This window comes from Streptococcus sp. HMSC073A12 (assembly GCF_001812815.1).
Classification (GTDB): Bacteria; Bacillota; Bacilli; order Lactobacillales; family Streptococcaceae; genus Streptococcus; species Streptococcus vaginalis.
On the sequence record NZ_KV810526.1, the window covers coordinates 60,545 to 86,125 of the forward strand.

The following is a 25,581-nucleotide window of genomic DNA, read 5'->3' on the forward strand; positions in this document are numbered from 1 at the left end:
TCCGTTTGTCCTTACAGCAATACCTTAGTGTCTATTGCTCTTTTCGTCCATTTAAAACAGACTCAATAATTGCCATACGGACAAATACACCATTTGTCATTTGCTCTACAATCCGCGATTTTGGAGCTTCTACCAGATGATCTGCAATTTCAACATCGCGATTGACTGGAGCTGGATGCATGATGATGGCTGTATCCTTCAGTCTGTCATATCGTTCCTGAGTTAAGCCGTGCAATCTATGATAATTTTCTTTTGAAAAGAGTGAATCGTCATCATGACGCTCGTGCTGCACGCGCAGAAGCATTAAGACATCCACTTGGTCAACGACTTCATCAAGTGTGACAAATTGCCCATAATCTGCAAATTCTTCACTTCTCCATACCTCTGGACCTGCAAAATAAAGTTCTGCACCCAGACGCTTCAATATTTGCATATTTGACTTGGCCACGCGCGAGTGATCTAAGTCGCCTGCAATCACAATCTTCAAGCCGTCAAAATGCCCAAACTCTTGATAAATGGTCATCAAATCTAGCAAACTTTGACTCGGATGTTGTCCAGAGCCATCACCACCATTCACAATTGAAGTTGTAATCGTTGGACTTTCGACTAATTCCTTGTAATAGTCCACTTCTGGATGACGAATGACACAGACATCCACTCCGAGCGCTGACAAGGTTAAAATCGTATCATATAAGGTCTCTCCTTTGTTGATAGAGCTGGTCTTTGAATCAAAATCCAACAGGTCACAACCTAGCTTTAATTCCGCTACTTCAAAGGCTTTATGTGTTCGCGTAGAGGGCTCAAAGAAGAGATTAGCGATAATATGCTGTTCATCATAATGAGCTTTTGCTCCATTTTTAAATCCAATGCCACGTTTGATTAAACTTAAGACTTCCTCATTGGTAAGAGTTTCCATAGAGACAACGTTTTTAAGAGCGATTTGATTAGATGACATGGTGTATTTCTCCTTTTATTAGATACAGCGTTTCTTTCAATAAAATTAAGAATTCAAACTAATTTTTAGGTTCAGGCAAAATAAGATAGAGTACAATACCAAGAACGGTTGACAAGGCAACCCCTGAAATTTGCAGACCTAAAAGTTGAAGCGTTAAGCCGCCAATCCCTGCAACTAAAATTACACTGGCAATTAACAGGTTTTTCTTATTATCAAAGTCTGTTTGCTTTTCAATCAAAATTTTCAAGCCGCTAGAGGCAATGACTCCAAAGAGTGCAATGGAGATTCCTCCAAGAACGGGACTTGGAATGGATTGCAAGAGGGCAGAAACTTTCCCAACAAAACTCATCACAATCGCAAGTACTGCCGCACCTGCAATCACATAAACGCTATAGATTTTGTTCAGAGCCATCACACCGATATTTTCACCGTAACTCGTTACTGGAGGCGCACCGAAAATCCCAGCGATAACTTGTGAAAGGCCATCTCCGGCAAGAGTTTTATCCAATCCTGGGTCTTTAAAGAAATCTTTTCCGGTCAAGCTATTCAGTACCATGACATGACCAAAGTGCTCTGTCATCGTCACAAAGGCAATTGGAGCCATTGTTAAAATCGCACTTGGATAAAATTTTAAATTGTAGTCTAAGAAAGGAAGATGCATAGGTGGGACATGGAACCATGAAGCTTGAGAGACTTTTGCAAAGGAAATAATTTCTTCTCCTGTTACCGCTCCAAGAATGAGCGCGAAGACATATCCGACAATCAAGCCTAACAGCACTGGAATAATTCCAACAATCTTTTTACCATAGATATTAAAGAGGATGACTGCAAAGAGAGTGACAATTCCAATGATGAAATAAGTTAAATTGTATTTACCATCTTTTAACATGACATCATTTACAGCTGTGCTTGCTAGGCTTAGTCCGATAACCATAATGATTGGTCCTACCAAAACTGGCGGCAAAATCTTATCAATCCAAGCATTCCCAGCGAACTTCACAATAAGAGCTACAATGAAGTAAACCAAACCACCTGTAATGGCACCTTGAGCGACTGCTGCGATACCGTCTGTTTTCATCAACATTTGCATAGCTGCGATATAAGCGAAACTAGACCCCATATAAGCTGGCACTTTGTACTTGGTAACCGTTAAATGTGCTAAGGTTCCTAGACCGCTTGAAAACAAGGCAACTGCTGGATCAATTCCGACTAGAATGGGAACAAGAACCGTTGCTCCAAACATAGCGAACAAATGCTGAAAGGACAATCCTACAAGCAAACCAGGTTTTGGCATATCGTGCACATCATATTTCACATCTTGACTCATTTTCTTATAACTCCTCCGCAATTAAGACACGGTCTTGACCATCCTGTTCTACCATTTCTACAATAATCTCTTCTGTTCGGCTTGTCGGAATATTTTTTCCAACATAATCTGCTCGAATCGGCAACTCACGATGCCCACGGTCTACTAAAACAGCCAAGCTCACGCGTGATGGACGTCCCAAGCTAACTAGATTATCAATAGCAGCACGAATGGTGCGTCCTGTATAGAGGACATCATCTACCAAGATGACTTCGCGGTCTGTAATATCAACAGGAACATGTGTTGTATCTTCTTCCACTTTAAAATCATCGCGGAATGGCTTGGTATCCAACTCACCGATGGGTACATCAATCTTTTCAAGTTGCGCTAATCGTTCTTGAATCCGCTGTGCAATGTAAACACCCCGTGTTTTTATACCAATCAAGATAATCTTGTCTAGCTCTTTGTTGCGCTCAATGATTTCATAAGTGATCCGTGTAATGGCACGTTTCATTGTCAAACCATCAACAACTTCTTTTGTTTTCATGGAAAACCTCCTGCATAAAAAAGATAAAAGAAAAAGTCTCCTTCACAAGGAGACTTCAGAAAATCTAGGTAAGCACAGAGAAACTACTAACAGCCTCACTGTGCTACACCATCTTATACTTTGACTCCTTGTCTGCCTCACAGGACAGATTTAAAGGATTATTTAATTTTTATTACTATATCACACTTTTTGAAAATCTTCAAGAGAAAACCGTAAAGTTTTAATGGAAATTCTCAAATTGATTCCGACTATAATATATAAGCCACATTTCTTTGCATTTTCTACAACTCATTTGCGATTTTATTGATTTTCCTCAAGCGATGATTGACACCACTTTTCGTCAAAGGCTTACTAAGACTTTCTGCCAATTGCTGGATAGAATAATCCGGATGATTGACACGCAGATAAGCTACCTCTTGCAAATCAACCGGCAAGCTTTCTAAACCAACTGTGTCAATGATTTTGCTAATGTTGTGAATGGTTTTCATGCTAGCTGTCACCGTTCGAGCAATATTCGCTGTTTCTGCATTATTCGTCCGATTCAGATCATTTCTAGCCTCCCGCAAAAGTTTGACCGACTCAAACTCAGTCATCGCTTCCATAGCCCCAATCACAATCAAAAAGTCCATAATGTCCTCAGCTCGCTGCAGATAGGTTACTGAGCCTTTTTTGCGCTCAATTGTCTTGGCGTCCAATAAAAACTTTCGCATCAAAGCTGCTAAATCCTCCGCATGGTCAAAATAGACCGACAAGATTTCCAGCTGATATTTCCCAGAATCTGGATCACGCATACTGCCCGTTGATAAAAATGCTCCTCGTAAATACGATCGGCTAGCCTCATCATCTGATAAAATAGCTTGATCAATACCTGCTTCAATTCCAAAAAAAGAGTCTGCCAAGTGCAAATCAGCTAAAATTTGTTCAACACCTTCATCTAAAAAAACAGTATAAACACGGTTTTTCCGAAGATTCGCTTTTTGATGATGACGAATATCCGACTTGACTTTATAAAAAGCTGCCAACAATTCATAAATATGACGAGCAATTTTTGCATTTTCTGTCGTAACAGATAATGTTAAGCCTTGACTAGAAATTCCTAAACTGCCTGATATCTTAATAATAGCAGATAATTCCGTTTTATCTTTTTTGCCTAGACCAAGCAGTTCTTCTTTCACTTTAATGGTAAAACTCATTTGCGCACCTGTATAATCTGCATGAGTTCATCTACGACTGATTCACCATCATGAAAAGCTCCGCCATTTTCCAAGCGAAGAAAATTAGACGAAATGACACGAGGAACTTGTTTTTTCAGGCCTTGAAAATCATGTTCAACTTGCACTAAATATTCATCAAATTTATTAGAATTCATATATTCTTGAGGAACTTGATCAATGTTCACTAAAACCGTGTCAATAAATGCTTTCCCAAGATGACGATGCAAAACAGCTACGTGGTCACTATCTGTGAAATGCTCGGTTTCACCACGCTGCGTCATAATATTACAAACATAAGCAATCTCTGCTTGGGTTTTCAAGAGCGCTTGCCCAATTTCTTCTATCACCATATTGGGTAAGATAGAGGTAAACAATGATCCCGGTCCCAAAACTACCATATCACTTTCTAAAATTGTTTGTACCACTTTGCGACTAGCCACCGGCTTCTGGTCATTATAGGTATTGGTCACATAAACCCGCTCAATCATACCTTGGTGTTCTGCGAGATGACTTTCTCCAGCGACTTCGCTTCCATCAGTAAATACAGCATGAAGCGTTAAAGGTGTATCACAAGACGGATAAATTTTGCCAGTTGTATGGAAAAACTTAGTCAGTAGCTGCATAGCATTGTAAGTCGACCCTTGCATTTCTGAAATACCTGCAATAATCAAGTTTCCAAGAGGATGTCCAGATAAAGCACCATCTTCTTCCGCAAAGCGATATTGAAAAACTTTTTCATAAAAGCGCGGCATGTCCGATAAAGCTACCAAAACATTTCGCAAATCACCAGGTGGTGTTAATTGTTGAATGTTTTTTCGCAATTCCCCTGAACTTCCACCGTCATCAGCGACCGTCACAATAGCAGCAATGTCTACGTCTTTCTTACGCAAACTATCCAAAATGACTGAAATCCCTGTGCCACCACCAATAACAGCAATCTTTGGTCTCCTCATGAACGATTCACCGTTTCCTTTCTGCGGTCTTTGTCTCGATGTGATGAGTGAACGGTCCATTCGCTTGCCAAATCATCTGCTAGACGTTGTGCAAAAGCTACGCTTCTGTGTTGACCGCCTGTACAACCAACCGCAATTGTTAAAACAGATTTCCCCTCTTTTTTGTAGCCCGGTAAAATCGGTTTGATAAGATCCACTAAGTGCTGATAAAATTCTTCTGACTCCATATGATTCATCACATAATCATAAACTGGTTTATCAAGTCCTGTTTGATTGCGAAGTTCTGGTTGGTAATATGGATTTGGTAAAAAACGCACATCAAATACAAGGTCGGCATCTAGCGGAATACCATATTTAAAGCCGAAACTCACCACTTCAATGCGAAACGATTGAAGCTTTGTCTGATCTGAAAAATGTTCAGAAATGGTTTTACGCAGTGCACGCGGTGTTAATTCGGTCGTATCTACTACATTTTGACTCATGTTTTTCAACGGTGCCAGTAACTCACGTTCTAGCTTAATCCCGTCTAAAATACGACCGTCTGCTGCTAAGGGGTGGCTGCGACGCGTTTCTTTATAACGAGCAACCAATTCCGTATCTGCCGCATCTAAAAACAAAATCTTAAAATCAAGTCCAGCGTTACTTTCAATCTCATCTAGAACTTTCTGAATCTCAGAAAAGAAGGAACGACTGCGCATATCTACAACCATAGCAATCTTGTCATTGTCTTGCGTTGTTTCGATCAACTGCAAAAATTTAGGAACAAGTGTAGGAGGCATATTGTCAATCGTAAAATAGCCTAAATCTTCAAAAGACTGGATGACCACGGTCTTTCCCGCTCCACTCATTCCCGTCACGATAACCAAATGAATTTGTTTGTCTGACATATTTCCTCCTTGATAAAACAATCAATTTCCAGTATATTAAAATATTTCCAATTCCTTTTTATTATAACACACCCAGTACAATTCGGATAGTAAAAAAGAGAGAACAAAAGCAATCACTATCTGTACTCTCTAGAATTTATACTACTATGTTTTAATGATTACCAAACCAAAGCGCAATTTCCCGTTTGGCAGACTCTTCAGAATCTGAACCGTGAACAACATTTCGAATCGTTTCACCAGCTTCAGCTGCTTGTGCAAAATCTCCGCGAATAGTTCCCGGTAGAGCTTCTTCCGGACGAGTAGCGCCCATCATGTGACGCCAACCTGAAATCACTTGGCTTCCCGATAAAACACCGATAATCACAGATCCGCTTGTCATATAATCACGGATTGAAGGATAAAAATCTTTCGCTAACAGGGCTTCATAATGCTGATCAATTAACTCATTTGAAACATTGGTTCTCATTTCCAAACGTTCGATTTTGTAACCACGTTGTTCTACGCGCTTCAGTACTTCTCCAACCAAGCCACGTTTTACGCCGTCTGGTTTTATAATAAAAAATGTTTGTTCCATGATTGACACGCTCCTCTTTTGTTACCTTTATTTTATCATAAATGAAAGAAAGTTGAAAGTCCTTTCAAAAATCTTCTTTCACAAATGACTTATCAAGGTCAAAGATGTTAAAAACATGAAGATTGTAAAAATCCAGAACCAAACAGAACGAAAAGCTTGCCTATAGGCCCCTGTAAATGAACGATTTTCTTGTACATACATTTTTATGTCTGCTTTGTTATTAATCAGGAAAATTACTGCGACACTTGCACCGACTAGCAGGATAAATAAGTGTAAGAGACCACCTATATCGTCCGGCAAAAACGAATACAAATAAGTTAAACCATCTCCAATGACCAAATTATTAAAAACGTGGAAAACCATTGCCCAGAGAATTGAATACTCCAAGGTCACATAAGAGAAGATAATTCCAACAAAAGTCGCAAAAAAGAACTGCGGGATATTTCCATGAAATAAACCAAATATGAGGGAAGACATCAAAATCGCAAAGACTTTTCCATATTTTTCAAATGTTCGTAAGCCTGCCCCGCGAAAAATCAATTCTTCTGAAACAGGACCGAAAAAACCTGCATACAAAAACATCGTTACACTATCTGAGCCTGCGGAAGCTGATTCAATGGCTTTAAATAAGCTAAATCCAAAGATATTCAATACTGCCTCAAATATTTGATTAAAGAGTACAAAACCTAATTGACCCAGAAGTAAGAATGATAAAACTATTCCAAACGTTTTGGGAGTCATGACCCTTTTCTGCGTTCGTAAATCAGACTTAAATAATTTTCCGTCCCGATACAACCAAAAGATAAATACTCCTGCACAAACAGCAATTAGATAATAGCTGCCATCGCGTGACATAAAACTTTCCGTTGCTTTTTGGATTCTCTCAAGATTTCCGAAATAACGAATCGCTTGAAACAAGGTTACAATCGTCTGATAGATTAAGCTAATCATTGTCACGACGAAGACATAAATCAGACACAAAGCAGAAAATAAACTAACATCTTTTCGCACTTGCTGATTGGCTGACATCATTTTTCCTCCTTCTTCAAATAGATTTTTCGACTCCACAAGTATAACCCCACAGCAAAGCCTTCATAAAGAACAAAAAACAAAAGAAAGGCGTGGAGGAAAAATTCTTCTGGTAATATCCAAATGACAGGATCTTTAGCAGGGTCAAATAACCAAGTATTATCCCCAACAAATAAAATCTGATGAAAGAGAGTAAAAAACGCATCAAAGCCAATCCCCAGCGCCACACCAGCAATTACAATAGGTAACCAAATAATAGCTAAAATCACTTTGGAAAAGACAGATAGGTATCTTTTTTTATAATGCTTTTTACAAACAAACAAACCGCTGGTAAGGTTACTAGAAAAGCAACTTGCGCCAGATGAAAAAGATATTTCACGACTTGAAAATGGTGCAGACCTGCTGCTGATGAGCGAAAATCAGGCATGAAGAGCTTTTGCTGAAATGGATTGGTTAAGTAATTCATCAAAACATTGAAATTATGCTGAATGGTTGCAGATTTGAGGTAAACTTGATTTTCTAAATGCAACCAAGAAATTTCCAAAGGATAAAACAGCCAAGTCAGATAAATGGTCAACAAAATGGCTGTTGCTAAAAAGCAGAGCATACTCAGCCAAAAGGTCAGTTTAGTGCGCATTAAAATCCCACTCCGCTAGGCTAGAAAGTACATAATCTGGTTGGATTGGCAAGCCTGGCACTTCTTCTGGTTTCGTAAAGCCAGTTGTCACCAGAAGCGTAGGGATACCATTGTCAATCCCAGCCCGAATGTCCGTCATGTAATTATCCCCAACCATTATCACCTCTTGCCGCGGTAGTCCTAGATGCTCAACCGCCTTTTCCATGATAATTGCATTTGGCTTCCCGATATAAACAGGTTTCACACGAGTTGCTACTTCAATGAGAGTAATAATCGATCCTGCTCCAGGCATGAGACCGCGCTCCGTTGGAATATTAAGATCTGGATTGGTTCCTACGAAATGAGCTCCTTTTTGAATAGCTAAAGTAGCAATTGACAATTTTTCATAGTCCACTTCCCAGTCTAATCCAACAACTACATAATCTGGGTTATCAGTATCTTCGATATAGCCAGCTTCTGCAATGGCTTGCTTAAGTCCGACATCACCGATAACATAGACTTTCTTGCCTAGATTTTTATCATTTAAGTAGTCAACCGTTGCTAAAGTCGCTGTATAAATCGTTTCAATCGGCGTTTCAACATTGAATTGTTCCGCTAGCATTGTTTGAACAGTCTCAGGAGTACGTGTTGTATTATTTGTCACAAATAAATATGGAATATTACGCCGCTGCAATTCATGGACAAAAGCTTCTCCCGCCGGGATTCGGTCTTTTCCTTTATAAATCGTTCCGTCTAAATCAATTAAATATCCTTTGTAGGTCATACTTCTCTTTCTATTGTTTCTCTTATGAAATTTCTTGCCAAGTTACCATAGCTTGTGCATTGGTATCACCATTGCTGGAAATCTGATGATTGCTCTCTAATCCATTCAAATCATAGCTAGAGGTAATCTGCCCACCAGGTCGCACTTCCTTGACATACTTGAGGTGAACTTTTTTGGGAACGTGTTTCATAAGAAAATCCGCTCCCATAACCTCAAAAATCCAGTCCAAATACTTGCTATTATTGACATGACCATTCATGTCTAAATCATAAAATCGAACATGATAATCTTTACTAGTCGAATCTTTCAGTTCTGGATATTTTGGTCCACGAATCAACTTTTTAGAAAATTCTGTCTCGTAAGGCGCAACAATCTTTGGCTCTACAGCGTGCACTTTTCGACTGTCTCTGTCCATAAGGACAAAAGTAGCCATCATTTCAATCACAGCAACATCATTTTCATCAAAAACGGTAAAACGACGATAACAAAAGAGACGATTATAGGAAAGTGCTTCTGTTTCAATCGTCATTTCTTCACCAAATTTAGGCAGCCGTACCACATCGATATCATAGTCAGTAATAATCCAGACCAGATTGTATTTCTCCAGCATATCCTTGTCGCTAATCCCCAAATCAATGGATTGCAAACCTGATACCTGTAAGGACAGCAAAATAACATCAGGCAACTTGATATGACCGTTCATATCCGCCATGTCAAACGGAATTTTCATTTTCATTTGATAAGTTAAACCCATAATTTACTCCAATATAAATTTCTCTGCGACCGTATCACCCAAAAATAGACCTTTTTTAGTCATACGGACAACTTCTTTATCAGGTACTAAAAGCCCTTGCTCAGTTAATTCTGTTACTATATGACCATACTGCTGCTCAAAAGAAATGCCAAACTTTTCCTCAAAACGCTTTTTAGAAACACCTGACCTTTTGCGCAAGCCCAGAAACATTTCTTCTTCCATCATCTCTTGCTTACTCAGATGTTCCTCATTCACACGCGCATTGCCTTTTTCCACAGCCTCTAAATAATGACGAATCGGACCATGATTTTTGTAGCGGATTCCGTCAACATAGCCGGAAGCTCCAGCCCCAATACCAAAATATTCTGCATTGTTCCAGTACATGAGATTGTGTCGACTCTCAAAGCCTGGCTTAGAAAAGTTGGAAATCTCATAGTGTTCAAACCCAGCTTTTTCCAACTCCTCAATGATGTACTCAAACATCTCTGCTTCCAAGTCTTCTTTCGGTAAAGGCAGCTTTCCTCGCCGCATCCGGTTCATAAAGACCGTGTGATTCTCTAGAATTAAGCTATAAAGACTCATATGAGGGATGTCTAGTGCAATAGCCTTGGCTACATTTTCCCGCATGTTGTCCATGGTCTGCTTGGGCAATGCGTAGATCAAGTCAATAGAGATATTGTCAAACCCAGCTTGCTTCAGATTGGTGATATTTTCATAAATATCTTTCTCTAAATGGCTGCGCCCAATTTGCTTGAGCATGCGATCGTCAAACGTTTGAACACCCAAAGACACTCGGTTAACAGCCGAATCTTTTAAAACAGCAATCTTATCTGGATCCAAATCACCTGGATTGGCCTCAATCGTCAACTCTTCTAAACATGATAAATTCAAACTTTTCGTCAGCTCTGCTAGCAAAAATTCTAATTGAGTGGGGGACAGAGACGTTGGTGTCCCACCACCGATATAAAGCGTCTGTAAATGCTTTATATCATAAGAAGTATATTCTTGAAGCAAGTGCTCTAAATAGGCGTCCACTGGCTGATTTTTGATAAAGACCTTAGAAAAGTCACAATAATAACAAATTTGAGTACAAAACGGAATGTGTACATAGGCAGAAGTTGGTTTGGTATACATAGCATTTATTATAGCATAATTTTAGTATATAGATGTTTCAAAGTTCACACTAAAATACATAGGTCTCTTATCAATATATTCTTGCTAAGCAATAAAAACATAATAAATATTCAAAAACTTTCAGCTTAATTTTCTACTTCAGCTTGAACTTTTTTCAAATAATGATTTGTCAGTAAAAATGCCATCATTGCAAGAGCAATCAGAAAAGTACCTGCTAACAAATAGCCCACTAAATCTGGTGATACCAAAATGAAATAAGCGCTCATTGCAATAATGATTATGTAAATAATCATAGCAACAATGCCCAAAATCATCTTTAGTAAATTATTTTCACGATTAAATAATTCCGTCACATTCGACCAGTTAGTAACTTGTAGGCGTTTGTCACGATGATATCCCCAAGCACTCCATGCTAAGCAGGTCAATGTCCAAGCTATAATCATCAAGACAATAGCAACTGGTTGCACGCCGACAATAAAGGAAAAAATTGTCAATAAAATGAATGGTAAAATGGATTGAAGGACAAATAAATTCCAAAACTTAAGTTTAAGATAACGTGCCATGTCAAAGGGTAATACTTTCAAATAATCATAATTTTCACGTTCAAGTGAAATGCCAATTCCTGTTAAATTTGCTCCACCCGTATTTAAACTTGCTACAAATGTTGCTATCAACATCAGTGGAAAAGCAAATCTTGTTGTCAAATAAGGAGAAATCATTTCACTATTCTGCATAAAACTAGCCATTAACGGAATTAGAATAAAATAAGGTAACACACTAGGCATCAAAAGAGTTTGTAATAAGACGGAGCCATCACTGATTAGGTTTAATTGATAGCGCAACACAAACTGCGGAAAGTTCCTAAGTCCATTCATCTTAAAAATTTTCGTTCGTTTTTGTCTATTGACCGTTGCTGTTGTGGTCATTGCAGCTTCATAAAATTCTGGTAAAACCTTTCGCTTAACAATTATAAATAATATAACAGCTACGACTATCCATATTCCCATTCCAAGCAAGGAATTCAAAGCAAAAGGTTGCATACTGAAAGCATGAAAAACCGTCATTGGCGGAAAATAAGCAGGTTGATCTTGCAATATTGCGTTTTTAACGTTAGAGTTATTTTGCAAATTCACCAATAAAATCGCACCAAAAGCCATTATTGTAGCAAGAGCCAGTAAAATATTAGAGGCAAGCTTTTTATATTTCCTAAAAATAGTCGTTTTCGTAATAAAATGAACACCAACTAAAAGAAGGAAAATAAGTGTCGAAAATAGTATTCCTAACGAAATAAGCAGAATAGGGATTGCAAGCCAGATTGGTTGACCTGATTGCATTTGCAAACCAATAAAGTAAATAACAATGGGAAACACTCCCATTAAAGTAGTTAAAAGAACAGAAAATCCTTTCCCAACCATAATTTCGCTCTCACTAAAGGCATAAGGTCGGTAAGTTTGCAAGTCTTTACTTTCATAAAAAACATTGTAAAAGGAAAGAAATCCCTGTGCAAAGATGAAAAGATAAAAGACGCTGACAAAATTCGAAAATAGCCCTGGATTCTGAGCAAGCGGTAAAAAAGCACCCTGTACACCAAATATACAAGCATACAAAATTCCAGCATAGAGATAGTTCATCACTAGATTTCTAGCAACATTTCCTTTTTTCTTTGGATTTTTTTGCTGTTTTTTACGATAACTAGAAAGCGTAGTTGATTGCGTCGTATAAATGATATTTGCATGAATGAGGGAGCGAATCGCTTTAAGACGCATCAGGACTCACCTCTTCTCTACGATGTGCCAAACTGAGGTAAATACTTTCTAAGGATTTTTCAGGATGTTGACTTTTCAATTCCTCAATCGTACCGTAAAACAGCAATTCTCCCTTTTTGAGAATGGCAATACGGTCACACAATTGCTCTGCCACTTCTAAAACATGGGTTGAGAACAAAACAGTATTTCCTTTATCTGCATGCTCTCGCATCATTTGTTTGAGGTCAAAAGCCGCCTGCGGATCCAAACCAGTTAAAGGCTCATCCAACACCCAGATATCTGGATCAGACAAAAGAGCACCAATGATAAACACTTTTTGTCGCATTCCATGTGAAAACGATTCAATAACTTCATAGCGATGAGCTGTAAAATCAAATAATTCCAGTAGCTCTGTTAAACGTTTCTCATAATCTGAAAGACTCATATCATAAGAAGTTCCAACCAATTCCCAGAATTCATTTGCCGTCAGGCGTAAAAACAAGTCCGGCGAATCAGCTACATAACCAATTTTCTTCTTGATTTCCAACCGATTAGCTGCTAATTCCTTGCCATCCACAAAAATCTGACCATGCGTTGGATTAATCACACTAACCAATGATTTAATCGTTGTTGATTTTCCAGCACCATTGTGTCCAATTAATCCTACAATTTCTCCACTCTGAAGCGTTAAATTCAGATGATTCAACGCTATCTTGTCATCGTACACTTTTGTAACATCCTTAAATTCAATCATAAATTCTCCTATCTATTGAATGTTTTCAGCATGATAGAAATAAAAGTAAAAATTCTTTCTCTTTATTCAAACATATATATTCATTAACAATTTATTATTAGTTTTCCAAAAAAACAAAATAATGCCTCTTTAACTAGTATCTGCCAACTCCAAAATTTTCTGAAAGGTTTTCCCATTGCGAATAGTCAAAGACTTGTAAAAGCTAGATTTGAGTAGCTTCTTGTGGTAGTTAGACTTGAGATAGTCAGCCTGGTCGCTATTTCTGTAAAAAAAGGCTGTCTGACCGAAATGCAGCAGATCCCTGTCATTTGCCCAGTTCCCCGCTTCTACCTCTATCTGCTCGCGATTAGCCTCTGGCAGGAAAAAGAGGACATCGCGCCGATAAGCTGCCTCATCCTGCCACCAAGCAGGCAGTTTTGCCACTTCTTCTTGAAGAATAGCAGAGCTGAGCAGGACAAAAGGGATTGGAAAGTCATAGGATTGACTGAAATAAGCCGTCAGAATCTCCCTAATCTTCTCCTCGTGCTCCTGACTGTCAAAAAAGAGAGCGCCACTGTTGATGTAGGAAACCGGATTATCAAAGCTCAGCTCCGCCAAATCGACCTTCAGGTCAGACACAATGACCTTGTTTTTTCCACCGACATTGATGCCACGGAGTAAGAGAATGTAACGCATTCTTCTTCCCTTTTTGCTTTGTTTATCTTTCTAATCCACCGCCTTAATCTCCAAAATCATATCGCGAATTTGAGCGGCAAGTTCGAAATCCAAAAGACCAGCCGCTTCTTGCATTTGTCCCTCTAGTTTCTTAATCATATCTTTACGTTCCTGCTTGTTAAGACTTTCAATATCTACCACTTCTTCCTTGTCTGGTAGAGCAGATTTTGTCACACTGATTAGGTCACGGATTTCTTTCTGGATTGTTTGCGGTACAATACCATGTTCTTCATTATAAGCCATTTGAATCTGACGACGACGGGCGGTTTCATCCATAGCTTTTTGCATGGAATCTGTGATCGTGTCAGCATACATGATGACGTGGCCTTCACTATTACGGGCAGCGCGACCAATGGTCTGGATTAAGCCACGTTCGTTACGTAGGAAACCTTCCTTATCGGCATCGAGAATGGCAACCAAGCTTACTTCAGGAACGTCAATTCCCTCGCGTAGCAGGTTAATCCCAACCAGAACGTCAAAAACACCCAAGCGCAGGTCTCGGATAATCTCGGTACGCTCCAAAGTCTTGATGTCTGAGTGCATGTACTTGACCTTGACACCCATTTCTTTAAAGTAATCCGTCAGATCTTCTGCCATCTTTTTAGTCAACGTCGTGATAAAAGTCCGCTCATTCTTTTCAGTACGTACGTTGATTTCCCCTAAAAGATCATCTATTTGCCCCATAGTCGGACGCACTTCAACTTCTGGATCCAGCAGTCCAGTTGGTCGAATAATTTGCTCAATTACTGTATCCGTCTGCTCTCGCTCATAATCCCCTGGTGTAGCAGACACGTAAACAATCTGGTGCACATGACTTTCAAATTCTTCCCGACGCAGCGGACGATTGTCCAAGGCAGACGGCAGGCGGAAACCATAATTGACCAGCATTTCCTTCCGCGAGCGGTCACCATTGTACATCCCTTTAATCTGCCCCATCGTCATATGACTTTCGTCTACCATGATTAAAAAATCATCAGGAAAGAAATCTAATAAAGTGTAAGGTGGCTCACCTTCACTCCGTCCGTCCATGTGGCGAGAATAATTCTCTACACCATTCGTGTAGCCCATTTCGCGCAGCATTTCAATATCATAGTCCGTTCTTTGCTTCAACCGCTGAGCTTCTAAAAGCTTCCCTTCTCTTTCAAAAAAGCCTAGCTGATCTTCTAATTCCGCTTGAATCTTGCCAATAGCAATCTCCATATTTTCGTCATTGGTCATAAAGTGAGTGGCAGGAAAAATAGCTAAATGGTCTACTTCGCCCAACACTTGGCCTGTCAATACTTCCACTTCTCGAATGCGGTCAATTTCATCACCAAAAAATTCCACCCGAAAGGCATGTTCATCGCGAGAAGCTGGGAAGATTTCCACAACATCGCCACGCACACGAAATTTTCCCCGCTGAAAGTCAATATCATTGCGCTCAAATTGAATATCAACCAAATCATTGAGAAGTTGATCCCGTGAAATCTCTAAACCAGGTCGCAGACTGACCACGCTATCGGAGTATTCCTTAGGCGAGCCCAAACCATAAATGCAGCTGACTGATGCCACAACAATCACATCGTTGCGCTCCAAGAGAGCCGAGGTTGCTGAGTGACGAAGTTTGTCAATCTCATCATTGACCGAGCTGTCCTTCTCAATATAGGTATCACTAGAAGGCACATAGGCTTCCGGTTGGTAATAGTCATAGTAAGACACGAAGTATTCAACCGCATTGTCAGGAAAAAACTCCTTAAACTCACCATAGAGCTGACCAGCCAGGGTTTTATTATGAGCGATAACTAGGGTCGGTTTATTGACCTTTTGGATGACCTGACTCATAGTGTAGGTCTTCCCAGTTCCTGTCGCTCCCATGAGAATCTGAGCTTTCTCACCACCCTCTATATTATCCACTAATTGCTCAATCGCCTGTGGTTGATCTCCTGAAGGCTCATACTTGGAAACTAATTTAAATTTATTGTCCGTAATTCTATTTATCATTATTCTTTTCCTCTATACAATCTTCTCTTATTTTATCACAATTCTTAAAATATCACTGACTTAGGATATAAAGAATCTCACCTAGTAAAACTAAGTGAGATTTGATTTTCTAAATTGCAATGCTGTAGGCAATTTTTCTTCTTTTTTAAGAGACCAATACAGATAGGCAATACTGAGAATTAACACCAGACTGGTAAAAATAGAACCTTCTGCTCCAAAAGCCCCACCCGAAAGCCAATCAACACTAGATTTCGTATTATAGGCAAAGACGGAAGCTTCTGCTCCCTGACCGCTGACCTGAATACCATAAATATTACCTTGAACAAAATTCCAAGCCCCGTGGATACCAGCCAGACCCCACATATTGTCCGTTTTTAGCATGTAAAAACAAGCGAAAATACCATCAAGAATAATGTTGATAATCGAAAGAAGCGTTACACCGGGATTCAATAAATGGAGAGCACCAAATAGACCAGCAGAAATTAAGATACCGACTAAAATATTTGACTTGGCAGTAACTGTAGGAAATAGCCAACCACGCGTCACCAATTCTTCTGTTCCTCCTTGTAAAATCCAAAACGGAATCAAGGCGATGATAAAGAGCAAGGGCTCCAAACTAAGATGGTTGAGTTCTAACCTACCTAGACCTGTCAGCAAAAGCAAGACAACTATGAGAGAAAACTGTGCCGCTCCAATCAAAAATCCTTTTGTTAGTTCTTTAAACCAATTTTCCTTAAAAAAACCAAGACTTGAAAAAGGTCTTTTTTCAACGCATTTCACCCAAAGAAAGAGAGCCAAAGAAATAAAGGAAAAGAGGAAGAGTTGGATGAAAATCATATAATGTGATATCAGTTCTTGTATCATTACAAAGCCCGCCCCAGAATGAACAAGGCCAAGCACAAGACCCAGCAGTATCGAAATTGGAACCAATGCAAGCCCACCGACAATTTCACATCCATAAACAAAAACAATCGAGAGGATAACGGCCAACCAAATAGGCGGAATGTAACGGGACTGTTTCACATTATCAAGCATACGAGATTTAAACATAAAATTCCCTTTCTATTTTTTATTATTATATCATATTTATTTTACGCAAATCAAAAAAGAAATTTTCGTCCATGTTATAAAATCTAACATAAAAACGCGAAATATTTGCCTTTCGAAGATATTTCTGGTATAATTTAAAAATATTCTTTAAAGGAGAGACTCATGAAGAAAAAAATTATAACTTTTTTGTTAGCTTTACTACCACTCTTTGCAGTAACAGCCATTCATGCCGATACAATCAAAGTGGTATCTGATACAGCTTACGCACCTTTTGAATTTAAAGATTCCGATCAAACTTATAAAGGTATTGATGTAGATATCATCAATAAAGTTGCTGAACTAAAAGGTTGGGACATCAATATGACTTTCCCTGGATTTGATGCAGCAGTCAATGCTGTTCAATCTGGTCAGGCAGATGCTATCATGGCTGGAATGACAAAAACTAAAGACCGTGAAAAAGTCTTCACCATGTCTGATACTTATTATGATACAAAAGTTGTCATCGCAACGACTAAAGCCAATACAATCAGTAGTTATTCACAATTAAAAGGAAAAACTGTTGGGGTTAAAAACGGAACTGCCTCTCAACGCTTTCTAGAAAAAATCAAAAACAAATACAAATTTACTATCAAAACATTTGACACAACTGATTTGACTTACAACAGCTTGAATTCTGGTTCAATTGACGCAATGATGGACGACCAACCAGTCATTGAGTATGCTATTAAACAGGGCCAAAATTTAAAAATCTCTATAAAAGGAGAAGCTGTTGGTAGTTTTGCTTTTGGTGTCAAAAAGGGAAGCAAGTATGAATATCTGGTAACAGAATTTAACGAAGCGCTTGCTCAAATGAAAAAAGATGGTTCTCTTGAGAAAATTATCACAAAATGGACAAGTTCTACAGCCACGAAAACAACTAGTTCTACTCCAGAAACCACTACTCCTGCTGGTCAAAAAGCTACTCCCGTAAAATCAACATATACCATTGCGAGTGACTCTTCCTTTGCACCATTCGTTTTTCAGGATAGTAATAACAAATATACTGGGATTGACATGGATTTGATAAAAGCTATCGCCAAAGACCAAGGTTTCACGATTGAAATTACAAATCCCGGATTTGATGCCGCTTTAAATGCTGTACAATCTGGACAAGCTGACGGAATGATTGCAGGGATGTCTGTGACAGACGCTCGTAAAGAAACCTTTGATTTCTCAGAGCCTTATTACACAGCAAACGCAATCCTTGCTGTCAAAGGATCAAGTACAATTGCTTCTTATAAAGACTTGAAAGGTAAAACAATCGGGGTTAAAAACGGAACTGCTTCACAAACTTTCTTAACAAAAAATCAAAGTAAATATGATTACAAAATCAAAACATTCGCTGATGCTTCTTCAATGTATGATAGCTTAAACTCTAGCTCTGTGGATGCCGTTATGGATGACGAACCTGTTGTTAAATACTCCATTAGCCAAGGCCAAAAACTGAAAACACCAATCAAAGGAACTCCTATTGGAGATACTGCTTTTGCCGTAAAAAAGGGTAGTAATCCTGAATTGATCCAAATGTTTAATAATGGTTTAGCAAATATCAAGAAAAATGGTCAGTATCAAAAAATTCTTGATAAGTATTTAAAAAAATCAAACTCAAATACTGGCTCTTCAGACAGTACAGTTGATGAAACAACCATTTGGGGGCTCCTCCAAAATAACTACAAGCAATTGTTAAGTGGTCTTGGAATTACTTTGGCACTCGCGCTTCTGTCATTTGCAATCGCTATGGTCATCGGAATCATCTTTGGTATGTTTAGCGTGAGTCCCGTCAAAGCCCTCCGCATTATCTCAGAAATCTTCGTGGATGTCATTCGTGGAATCCCGCTTATGATTCTCGCAGCCTTTATCTTCTGGGGCATTCCAAATCTCATTGAATCAATGACAGGGCACCAAAGTCCGATTAACGATTTTGTGGCTGGTACAATTGCTCTTTCTCTCAACGCTGGCGCTTATATTGCAGAAATCGTCCGTGGTGGAATTCAAGCTGTTCCAGCTGGACAAATGGAAGCCAGTCGAAGTCTTGGTATTTCTTACTCAAAAACCATGAGAAAGATTATTTTGCCGCAAGCGACAAAAATCATGTTACCAAACTTCGTCAATCAGTTTGTTATCGCTTTGAAAGATACTACAATCGTCTCTGCTATCGGTCTCGTCGAACTTTTCCAAACGGGTAAAATCATCATTGCTCGTAACTATCAAAGCTTCAAAATGTATGCTATCCTAGCAGTCTTTTACTTGATTATCATCACTCTTTTAACGAGACTTGCAAAACGCTTAGAAAAGAGGATTAAATAATGGCTAAATTAAAAATTGCTGTCAATGATTTACATAAATACTACGGAGAAAATGAAGTTCTAAAAGGAATCACAACCAAATTCTATGAAGGGGATGTCGTTTGTATCATCGGACCTTCAGGTTCGGGAAAATCAACCTTTCTTCGCAGTCTCAACCTGCTGGAAGAAGTTACAAGTGGATCTATTACCGTGGACGGTTTCGACTTAACCGATAAAAAAACAGATGTCGACTTAGTTCGTGAAAATATTGGTATGGTTTTCCAACACTTCAATCTCTTCCCTCACATGACAGTTTTGGAAAATATCACCTTTGCTCCTGTCGAGCACAAGCGAATGACACAAGCTGAAGCAGATAAACTTGGTATGGAATTATTAGAAAAAGTCGGTCTCTCTGATAAAGCTGATGCCATGCCAGATAGCCTCTCAGGTGGACAAAAACAACGTGTTGCAATTGCACGGGGACTTGCTATGAATCCTGATATTATGCTCTTTGACGAACCTACTTCTGCTCTTGATCCCGAAATGGTTGGAGATGTTCTCAATGTTATGAAAGAATTGGCCAAGCAAGGCATGACTATGATTATCGTAACTCATGAAATGGGATTTGCTCGCCAAGTGGCAAACCGTGTTATCTTTACGGATGACGGAGAGTTTTTAGAAGACGGTAAACCCGACCAAATCTTTGATAATCCGCAGCACCCACGCCTCAAAGACTTCCTAGATAAAGTCTTGAACGTGTAATATGACTTCGAGTCTGGTACAAAAATGTTCCAGACTCGTTTACTTTTTAGAAGAAAACTTAATAACACAACAGTTGCACTTTCATTACATTTATTCTTAGTGACAAACTTTTATCTCGTACTCTTTTGACATTTTATATCTTTTTTGCTACACTAAAATCAGTAAAATTCGGAGGTAAGGAGTCTATGTACAAGAAATCTATTGCTTAAAGGAAACTTTATCTAGTAGATTTTTTGTTATGCTCTTGCCTATTTTTCATAAAAGAAATTTTTTTCAAACTTCTCAATGATAATCTATTCGTTGCAAACTACTCCGTTTTGCAATGTTTGTTGGCAATCCAAAAACAAGAACAGCTCTACTAGGTAAATAGGGCTGTTTTTCTTAGCTCTAAAATGACAATGAACATCATAAGGAGATATATATGCTACAAATTCGACATTTAACTATTACCCATTTAAAAGATTTGAAAGACTTAGTCAATGATTTATCACTTACTGTCAATGCAGGCGATAAAGTCGGTATTATCGGAGAAGAAGGGAATGGAAAATCTACTCTTCTCAAGCTACTTATGAATGACACACTTGTTTCAGACTATGTTAGTTATAGGGGAGGGATTCAGAAAAGCTATAATTGTTATGCTTATTTGCCGCAAACTTTACCTGAAAATGAAAGAAGGCTCTCCCTCAACGACTATTTCTTTGGTGATTTGGACGTAGACTTAGATTACAGCAAACTTTACCGCTTTGCTCAAGAATTACATTTTGATAGCGAACGTTTTACTAGTCAGCAAACATTAGCGACTCTATCTGGCGGTGAAACATTAAAAGTACAGCTTTTAAAAATCCTCTCTACAAATTGGGACATTCTCTTTTTAGATGAGCCCTCCAATGATTTAGACACAGACACTCTGATTTGGCTGGAAAATTTTCTTCAAAATACACCTCAAACAGTTATGTTTGTTTCACATGATGAAAGTCTTTTAAGTCATGCAGCAACAAAAATCGTGCATTTGGAATTGGTTAAGAAAAAGCAAGAAGCTAGAACAACTGTTAGGAATCTTGATTATGAAAATTACAGCCAGCAAAGACAGACCTCATTTGAAAAGCAAACTAAAGACGCAAAAAAAGAACGAGAAGAATATCAAAAAGCAATGGCAAAACACCAGCGAGTCAAACAAAGTGTGGAGCATGTCTTGCGTCATACTTATGACAGCACAGCTGGTAGATTACTAGCCAAAAAAATGAAAAATATTCTCTCACAAGAAAAACGTTTTAATCGAGAAGCCACTAAAATGACAGAGTTACCAACACAGGCAGATGCTATCAATCTACAATTTTCTACTATTACTCCTCTGCCATCTACAAAAAGAGTAGTCACTCTCAAACAGATGTATTTGAAGGTAGGGGAACGCACCTTAGCCAAAAATATAAATTTTGAACTCTTAGGGCAGGAAAAGATTGGGATTATTGGTGAAAATGGTGTCGGAAAATCTACTTTTATCAAAGAACTTCGAAATCTATTGCAAAAGAAAAAAGGCATTACGCTAGGGTATATGCCTCAAATCTATCCTGATAGTTTAAACGAAGTCGATTCTCCAATAGATTTTCTAACATCCACAGGAGAAGCTATTGAGCGAGAAAAAATCCTCACCCACCTAGCCAGTCTGCAATTCACGCGTAATGAAGTGCAACATTCTATTTCCCAGCTATCTGGTGGACAAAAAGCTAAATTACTGCTTCTAAAAATGGTATTAGATCAAGCAAATGTCTTGATATTAGACGAGCCAACACGTAACTTTTCTCCTACTTCGCAGCCACAAGTACGAAAACTTTTTACAGATTATAACGGAGCTGTCATTACCATTTCACACGACCGCACCTTTCTCAAAGAAGTTTGTCAGAAAATCTACCGCTTGACTAAGACAGGAATAGAGCTAGTCAGCAAAGAACAGCTATAAGTTTGTTCTACTAGTCAATCTTAAACAGCCAAACTTCCTTGAGCTGTCTGCATTTGGTAATAAACGCCTTTTGCTTGCATCAGCTCTTGATGACTGCCATATTCCACAATATCTCCGTCAACCAACACTAAAATGATATCTGCATTCTGAATGGTAGACAAGCGATGAGCAATGATAAAACTGGTTCGCCCTACCATGAGCTTATTAAAAGCCTCTTGAATGAGTACTTCAGTCCGCGTATCAATAGAGGAGGTTGCTTCATCCAAAATCAGGATTTTAGGAACCGCTAGAAAAACACGCGCAATGGTCAATAGCTGGCGTTGTCCTTGTGACAAAGAATCTCCTGCATCTGCTAGATAAGTATCATAGCCATGCGGCAATTGCTGGATAAAGAAATGAGCATTAGCAGCTTTAGCTGCTGCAATTACTTCTTCTCGGCTAGACTCTGGTCGCCCAAAAGCAATATTTTCATGAATCGTCGCTGTCTTCAGCCATGTTTCTTGTAAAACCATACCAAACTGCTGGCGAAATGAGACTCTGGTATAATCTGTAATATCTCTATCGTCTAACTTAATCTTACCCGCATCTACATTATAAAAACGCATGAGGAGATTGATTAAAGTGGATTTTCCAGCACCAGTTGGTCCAACAATAGCAACTTTGCTTCCTGCTGGAACGGTCATGTTTAAATCGTGAATCAAAGGTTTATCTTTTTCATAACCAAAACGGACGTGCTCAAAACAAATCGCACCCCGTACTGCTTCACTCGTGAGTTCTTCTTTTCCAGTTTCTACAACTTCTTTTTCATCTAAAATCATGTACAAGCGCTCTGCACAAGCAAGGGCGCTTTGTAATTCAGCCATAACAGACGAAATATCGTTGAAAGGCTTGGTGTATTGGTTGACATAATTTAAGAATGTCACTAATTGTCCAACTGTGAAACTAGAGCCGTTAATGATACGAACCGCACCAAATCCAACAACAATAGCATAAATAAGAGCATTCACGAAGCGAGTCGCTGGATTGACAGTAGAGGAATAAAAGATAGCATCCTGAGAATAATCTGCATAGCTCTCATTGCCTTTTGTAAAATCCGTAATGAATTGCTCTTGGGCATTAAAACTTTGAATCAAACTTTCTTGAGAGAGACTTTCTTCAATGAGCTGTGTCTGAAGCCCTCGTGTCGTCGTTTGTTTTTGAAACAGCTTGTAGCTTTTACGGGCTATAAAACGTGCAATCAGCATAGATAAGGGAGTTAAAAGAAAGACTAACATCATCATGAAAAAGTCAATCCTTGCCATTGTCACAATCGTTATAAGAATAGTTAACACGCCTACAAAAAACTGATTGAAAACCATGAGCAGACCATTATTTAACTGCTCCACATCCGTCGTCAAGCGACTCACTAAATCACCACTCCCTTGACAATCAAGATAAGCTAAGGGAAGTCGATGAATTTTTTGAATAACTGCGTCCCGAAGTTTCTGACTATAACTATAAATCAACTGATTATAGATTAAAGGATTGAGCCATTGAATCGCTGTATTGGCAACAATCACCATCCCCATTTTCGAGAGAATTGGCAGCAAATGCTGACTTGCATCGGAAAGTAAAATACTATCAACTGCATTTCCAATCAAAATCGGCAAATAAATGGTCAAGGCAACCTGAACAATCGTTCCAATTGTAGCTAGTAGGAAAAGCCAGCGCTGCTGCAATAAATCACTTGCAAGGCGTTTTAAACTACTTTTAGAATACCTCATTTTCATGCTTTTCCTCCTTACTATGTTGTGAGAGATGAATTTCTCGATAAATAGCGCTCGTTTGAAGCAAATCTTCATGTGCACCAAGAGCGACCTGATGACCTTTATCCAAGACAAGTATCTGATCAGCTGCACACAAGCTATTGGTTCGCTGTGAAATTAAAATCAAACTCGTGTTCTTTAACTGCTCTTTGATAGCTTGCAATAGTTTAGCTTCTGTTAAATAATCAAGTGCCGAAGTGGAATCATCCAGCACCAGAAAAGGTGCTTTTTGTAAAATAGCGTGCGCAATTGTCAACCGTTGGCGTTGACCACCGGAAAAATTCCGACCAAAAGCTTCTACTACTGCATCTAGCTGACCTTCTTTTTCCTGTACAAAGTCACTAGCCTGCGCAATATCAAGAGCCCACCAAAGTTGTTCATCCGTCACCTTGTCTTCCAAACCCAGCAATAAATTCGAGCGAATAGTTCCACGGAACAATTCTGCTTTTTGTGGCACCAAACTCATCCAAGTGCGCCACTCTTCAAGGTTTCTAGGACTTCGGCCATTTTTAAAAATAACCAACTGACCAGCATCAATCGTATACAAGTGCGCCAAGAGTTGCACCAAAGTTGATTTTCCTGAGCCTGTTCCGCCAATCACTCCTAAAGTCTGACCAGATAGTACGTCAAACGAAATATTTTCCAAGGCTGGACTAGCAGCTTGTGGATAGGTAAAGGTAACATTTTCAGCAGAAATAGACTGAGCACCAATAGAATGCCGTATTGGCAGTTCTGCTAGTACATCTTCCTCTTCCTGTTCAAAGACCTCTTGAATTCGTCCAGCGCTGATGTAACTTTGATTCAAAGAAGTGACGAGCATAGCTAATTTCAACAGTTCTATCAAAATTTGCAAAAGGTAATTGACTAAAGCGACTAATTTCCCTTGCGTCAGCAAATCCTGTCCAATAGCTAGATTCCCATGCCAAATAACCATGACCAAAGTGCTATTTACCACTAAAAAAGTCAACGGGCTAATCAAGCTAGACCAAACTCCTGTTTTTATCTGCCAGGTCTTATAGATTTCGTTGGTATCTCTAAACTCATGGATTTCTTTATTTGTTTGCCCAAAGGCACGGATAACACGCATACCTTGCAGTTGTTGGCGTGTCATATTGACAATTTTATCTGTAATCTGGCGAATTTTAGCGTACAGCGGATTTACCAAGCGTGACATGATATAGATAATACCCGTTAGGATGACAACCATGAGTAAGAACCACAGTGTAATACTTGGACTAATCAAAAATGCCATGATAATCGAGCCAAAAACAATAATCGGCGCGCGCAAAAAAAGACGAAGAAATTGATTGATACCGGTCTGAATTTGATAAGTATCACTTGTTAAACGAGTGACCAGACTAGATGTCGTCAAGCTATCTCGACTAGCTTTTGGCAAACGCATGATTTTTTGATATAAATCTTTAGTTAATTGACGTGTAAAACCTACCGCTGCTTTTGAGGAATAATATTGAGCAATAATCGCCACAACAACACCAAACGATGCAAGGACAACCAATAAAAAGATCATAGCATAAAGATGCGCACTGTCTTTTTTAGGGATTGTTTGGTCCACAATTGTTGCAATCAAAATTGGCACCAATAGTTCAAAACTAGCTTCTAACAATTTAAAAAGCGGACCCAACAAGGATTCCTTGATATAGCCCTTAAAATATTTCAATAAATCTTTCATGAAATCTCTTTTCTCATACAAAACTAGTTCTATTTTATCATATTTAT

The 25,581-nt window shown here is 38.8% G+C and carries 21 protein-coding genes and 1 pseudogene; 3 read left to right on the plus strand and 19 right to left on the minus strand.

Annotated elements, in window-relative coordinates; translation table 11 throughout:
• Positions 1 to 31: 31 nt before the first annotated feature.
• The 17 genes and pseudogenes from HMPREF2876_RS00550 to HMPREF2876_RS00630 all read right to left on the minus strand — a co-directional run bounded on the left by HMPREF2876_RS00550 (position 32) and on the right by HMPREF2876_RS00630 (position 16,996).
• Complete coding sequence (locus tag HMPREF2876_RS00550) at positions 32 to 955, minus strand: aspartate carbamoyltransferase catalytic subunit (RefSeq protein WP_024052258.1); 924 nt, start codon at positions 953 to 955, stop codon at positions 32 to 34.
• Positions 956 to 1,013: 58 nt separating this feature from the next.
• Positions 1,014 to 2,282, minus strand: a complete 1,269-nt coding sequence (locus HMPREF2876_RS00555) for a uracil-xanthine permease family protein (RefSeq protein ID WP_024052259.1) — start codon at positions 2,280 to 2,282, stop codon at positions 1,014 to 1,016.
• Between the two features lie 4 nt (positions 2,283 to 2,286).
• Entirely contained in the window at positions 2,287 to 2,808 is a 522-nt protein-coding gene (gene pyrR, locus HMPREF2876_RS00560; RefSeq protein WP_024052260.1) for a bifunctional pyr operon transcriptional regulator/uracil phosphoribosyltransferase PyrR, read from the minus strand.
• Between the two features lie 281 nt (positions 2,809 to 3,089).
• Complete coding sequence (whiA, locus tag HMPREF2876_RS00565; RefSeq protein ID WP_024052261.1) at positions 3,090 to 4,001, minus strand: DNA-binding protein WhiA; 912 nt, start codon at positions 3,999 to 4,001, stop codon at positions 3,090 to 3,092.
• Positions 3,998 to 4,975: a YvcK family protein gene (locus HMPREF2876_RS00570; RefSeq protein ID WP_024052262.1), complete on the minus strand. Its 978-nt coding sequence runs from the start codon at positions 4,973 to 4,975 to the stop codon at positions 3,998 to 4,000. Before HMPREF2876_RS00570 ends, whiA begins: the two co-directional genes overlap by 4 nt.
• Entirely contained in the window at positions 4,972 to 5,862 is an 891-nt protein-coding gene (gene rapZ, locus HMPREF2876_RS00575) for an RNase adapter RapZ (protein ID WP_024052263.1), read from the minus strand. Before rapZ ends, HMPREF2876_RS00570 begins: the two co-directional genes overlap by 4 nt.
• 151 nt (positions 5,863 to 6,013) lie before the next feature.
• Positions 6,014 to 6,436: a nucleoside-diphosphate kinase gene (ndk, locus tag HMPREF2876_RS00580; RefSeq protein ID WP_021001604.1), complete on the minus strand. Its 423-nt coding sequence runs from the start codon at positions 6,434 to 6,436 to the stop codon at positions 6,014 to 6,016.
• 78 nt (positions 6,437 to 6,514) lie between these two features.
• Positions 6,515 to 7,465, minus strand: coding sequence for a CPBP family intramembrane glutamic endopeptidase (locus HMPREF2876_RS00585; protein WP_081333909.1), 951 nt, complete (start codon positions 7,463 to 7,465; stop codon positions 6,515 to 6,517).
• Positions 7,465 to 8,102, minus strand: a pseudogene (locus HMPREF2876_RS00590) (TIGR01906 family membrane protein). Before HMPREF2876_RS00590 ends, HMPREF2876_RS00585 begins: the two are co-directional and overlap by 1 nt.
• Positions 8,092 to 8,865, minus strand: a complete 774-nt coding sequence (locus tag HMPREF2876_RS00595; protein WP_070583917.1) for a TIGR01457 family HAD-type hydrolase — start codon at positions 8,863 to 8,865, stop codon at positions 8,092 to 8,094. The pseudogene HMPREF2876_RS00590 and the gene HMPREF2876_RS00595 overlap by 11 nt, the downstream one beginning before the upstream one ends.
• 22 nt (positions 8,866 to 8,887) lie before the next feature.
• On the minus strand, positions 8,888 to 9,619 hold the full coding sequence (locus HMPREF2876_RS00600; RefSeq protein ID WP_024052267.1) for an acyl-[acyl-carrier-protein] thioesterase: 732 nt from the start codon (positions 9,617 to 9,619) through the stop codon (positions 8,888 to 8,890).
• A gap of 3 nt (positions 9,620 to 9,622) precedes the next feature.
• The gene (hemW, locus tag HMPREF2876_RS00605; protein WP_024052268.1) at positions 9,623 to 10,753 is read right to left on the minus strand and encodes a radical SAM family heme chaperone HemW; all 1,131 of its coding nucleotides are present in this window, start codon (positions 10,751 to 10,753) and stop codon (positions 9,623 to 9,625) included.
• Positions 10,754 to 10,878: 125 nt separating this feature from the next.
• Positions 10,879 to 12,519 carry a hypothetical protein gene (locus HMPREF2876_RS00610; protein WP_024052269.1) on the minus strand — a complete coding sequence of 547 codons (1,641 nt, stop codon included), beginning with the start codon at positions 12,517 to 12,519 and terminating at the stop codon, positions 10,879 to 10,881.
• Entirely contained in the window at positions 12,509 to 13,252 is a 744-nt protein-coding gene (locus HMPREF2876_RS00615) for an ABC transporter ATP-binding protein (protein ID WP_024052270.1), read from the minus strand. Before HMPREF2876_RS00615 ends, HMPREF2876_RS00610 begins: the two co-directional genes overlap by 11 nt.
• Positions 13,253 to 13,381: 129 nt before the next feature.
• Positions 13,382 to 13,927, minus strand: coding sequence for a DUF1697 domain-containing protein (locus HMPREF2876_RS00620; protein WP_070241648.1), 546 nt, complete (start codon positions 13,925 to 13,927; stop codon positions 13,382 to 13,384).
• Positions 13,928 to 13,957: 30 nt separating this feature from the next.
• The gene (uvrB, locus tag HMPREF2876_RS00625) at positions 13,958 to 15,946 is read right to left on the minus strand and encodes an excinuclease ABC subunit UvrB (RefSeq protein ID WP_024052272.1); all 1,989 of its coding nucleotides are present in this window, start codon (positions 15,944 to 15,946) and stop codon (positions 13,958 to 13,960) included.
• Between the two features lie 90 nt (positions 15,947 to 16,036).
• The gene (locus HMPREF2876_RS00630) at positions 16,037 to 16,996 is read right to left on the minus strand and encodes a CPBP family intramembrane glutamic endopeptidase (RefSeq protein ID WP_024052273.1); all 960 of its coding nucleotides are present in this window, start codon (positions 16,994 to 16,996) and stop codon (positions 16,037 to 16,039) included.
• 162 nt (positions 16,997 to 17,158) lie between these two features.
• Between HMPREF2876_RS00630 and HMPREF2876_RS00635 the strand changes: the two genes are divergently transcribed.
• From HMPREF2876_RS00635 to HMPREF2876_RS00645, 3 genes are all read left to right on the plus strand, one after another.
• Positions 17,159 to 19,342 (plus strand): ABC transporter substrate-binding protein/permease, encoded by a 2,184-nt coding sequence (locus HMPREF2876_RS00635; protein WP_024052274.1) that lies wholly within the window; start codon positions 17,159 to 17,161, stop codon positions 19,340 to 19,342.
• Positions 19,342 to 20,082: an amino acid ABC transporter ATP-binding protein gene (locus HMPREF2876_RS00640; RefSeq protein ID WP_024052275.1), complete on the plus strand. Its 741-nt coding sequence runs from the start codon at positions 19,342 to 19,344 to the stop codon at positions 20,080 to 20,082. Before HMPREF2876_RS00635 ends, HMPREF2876_RS00640 begins: the two co-directional genes overlap by 1 nt.
• Positions 20,083 to 20,503: 421 nt before the next feature.
• Complete coding sequence (locus HMPREF2876_RS00645; RefSeq protein WP_070241652.1) at positions 20,504 to 22,039, plus strand: ATP-binding cassette domain-containing protein; 1,536 nt, start codon at positions 20,504 to 20,506, stop codon at positions 22,037 to 22,039.
• Between the two features lie 20 nt (positions 22,040 to 22,059).
• Here HMPREF2876_RS00645 and HMPREF2876_RS00650 read toward each other — a convergent pair whose 3' ends face one another.
• A complete protein-coding gene (locus tag HMPREF2876_RS00650) occupies positions 22,060 to 23,808 on the minus strand; it encodes an ABC transporter ATP-binding protein (RefSeq protein ID WP_024052277.1) in 1,749 nt (582 codons plus the stop codon).
• Positions 23,789 to 25,534 carry an ABC transporter ATP-binding protein gene (locus tag HMPREF2876_RS00655; RefSeq protein ID WP_042754049.1) on the minus strand — a complete coding sequence of 582 codons (1,746 nt, stop codon included), beginning with the start codon at positions 25,532 to 25,534 and terminating at the stop codon, positions 23,789 to 23,791. The genes HMPREF2876_RS00650 and HMPREF2876_RS00655 overlap by 20 nt, the downstream gene beginning before the upstream one ends.
• Between the last annotated feature and the right edge of the window lie 47 nt (positions 25,535 to 25,581).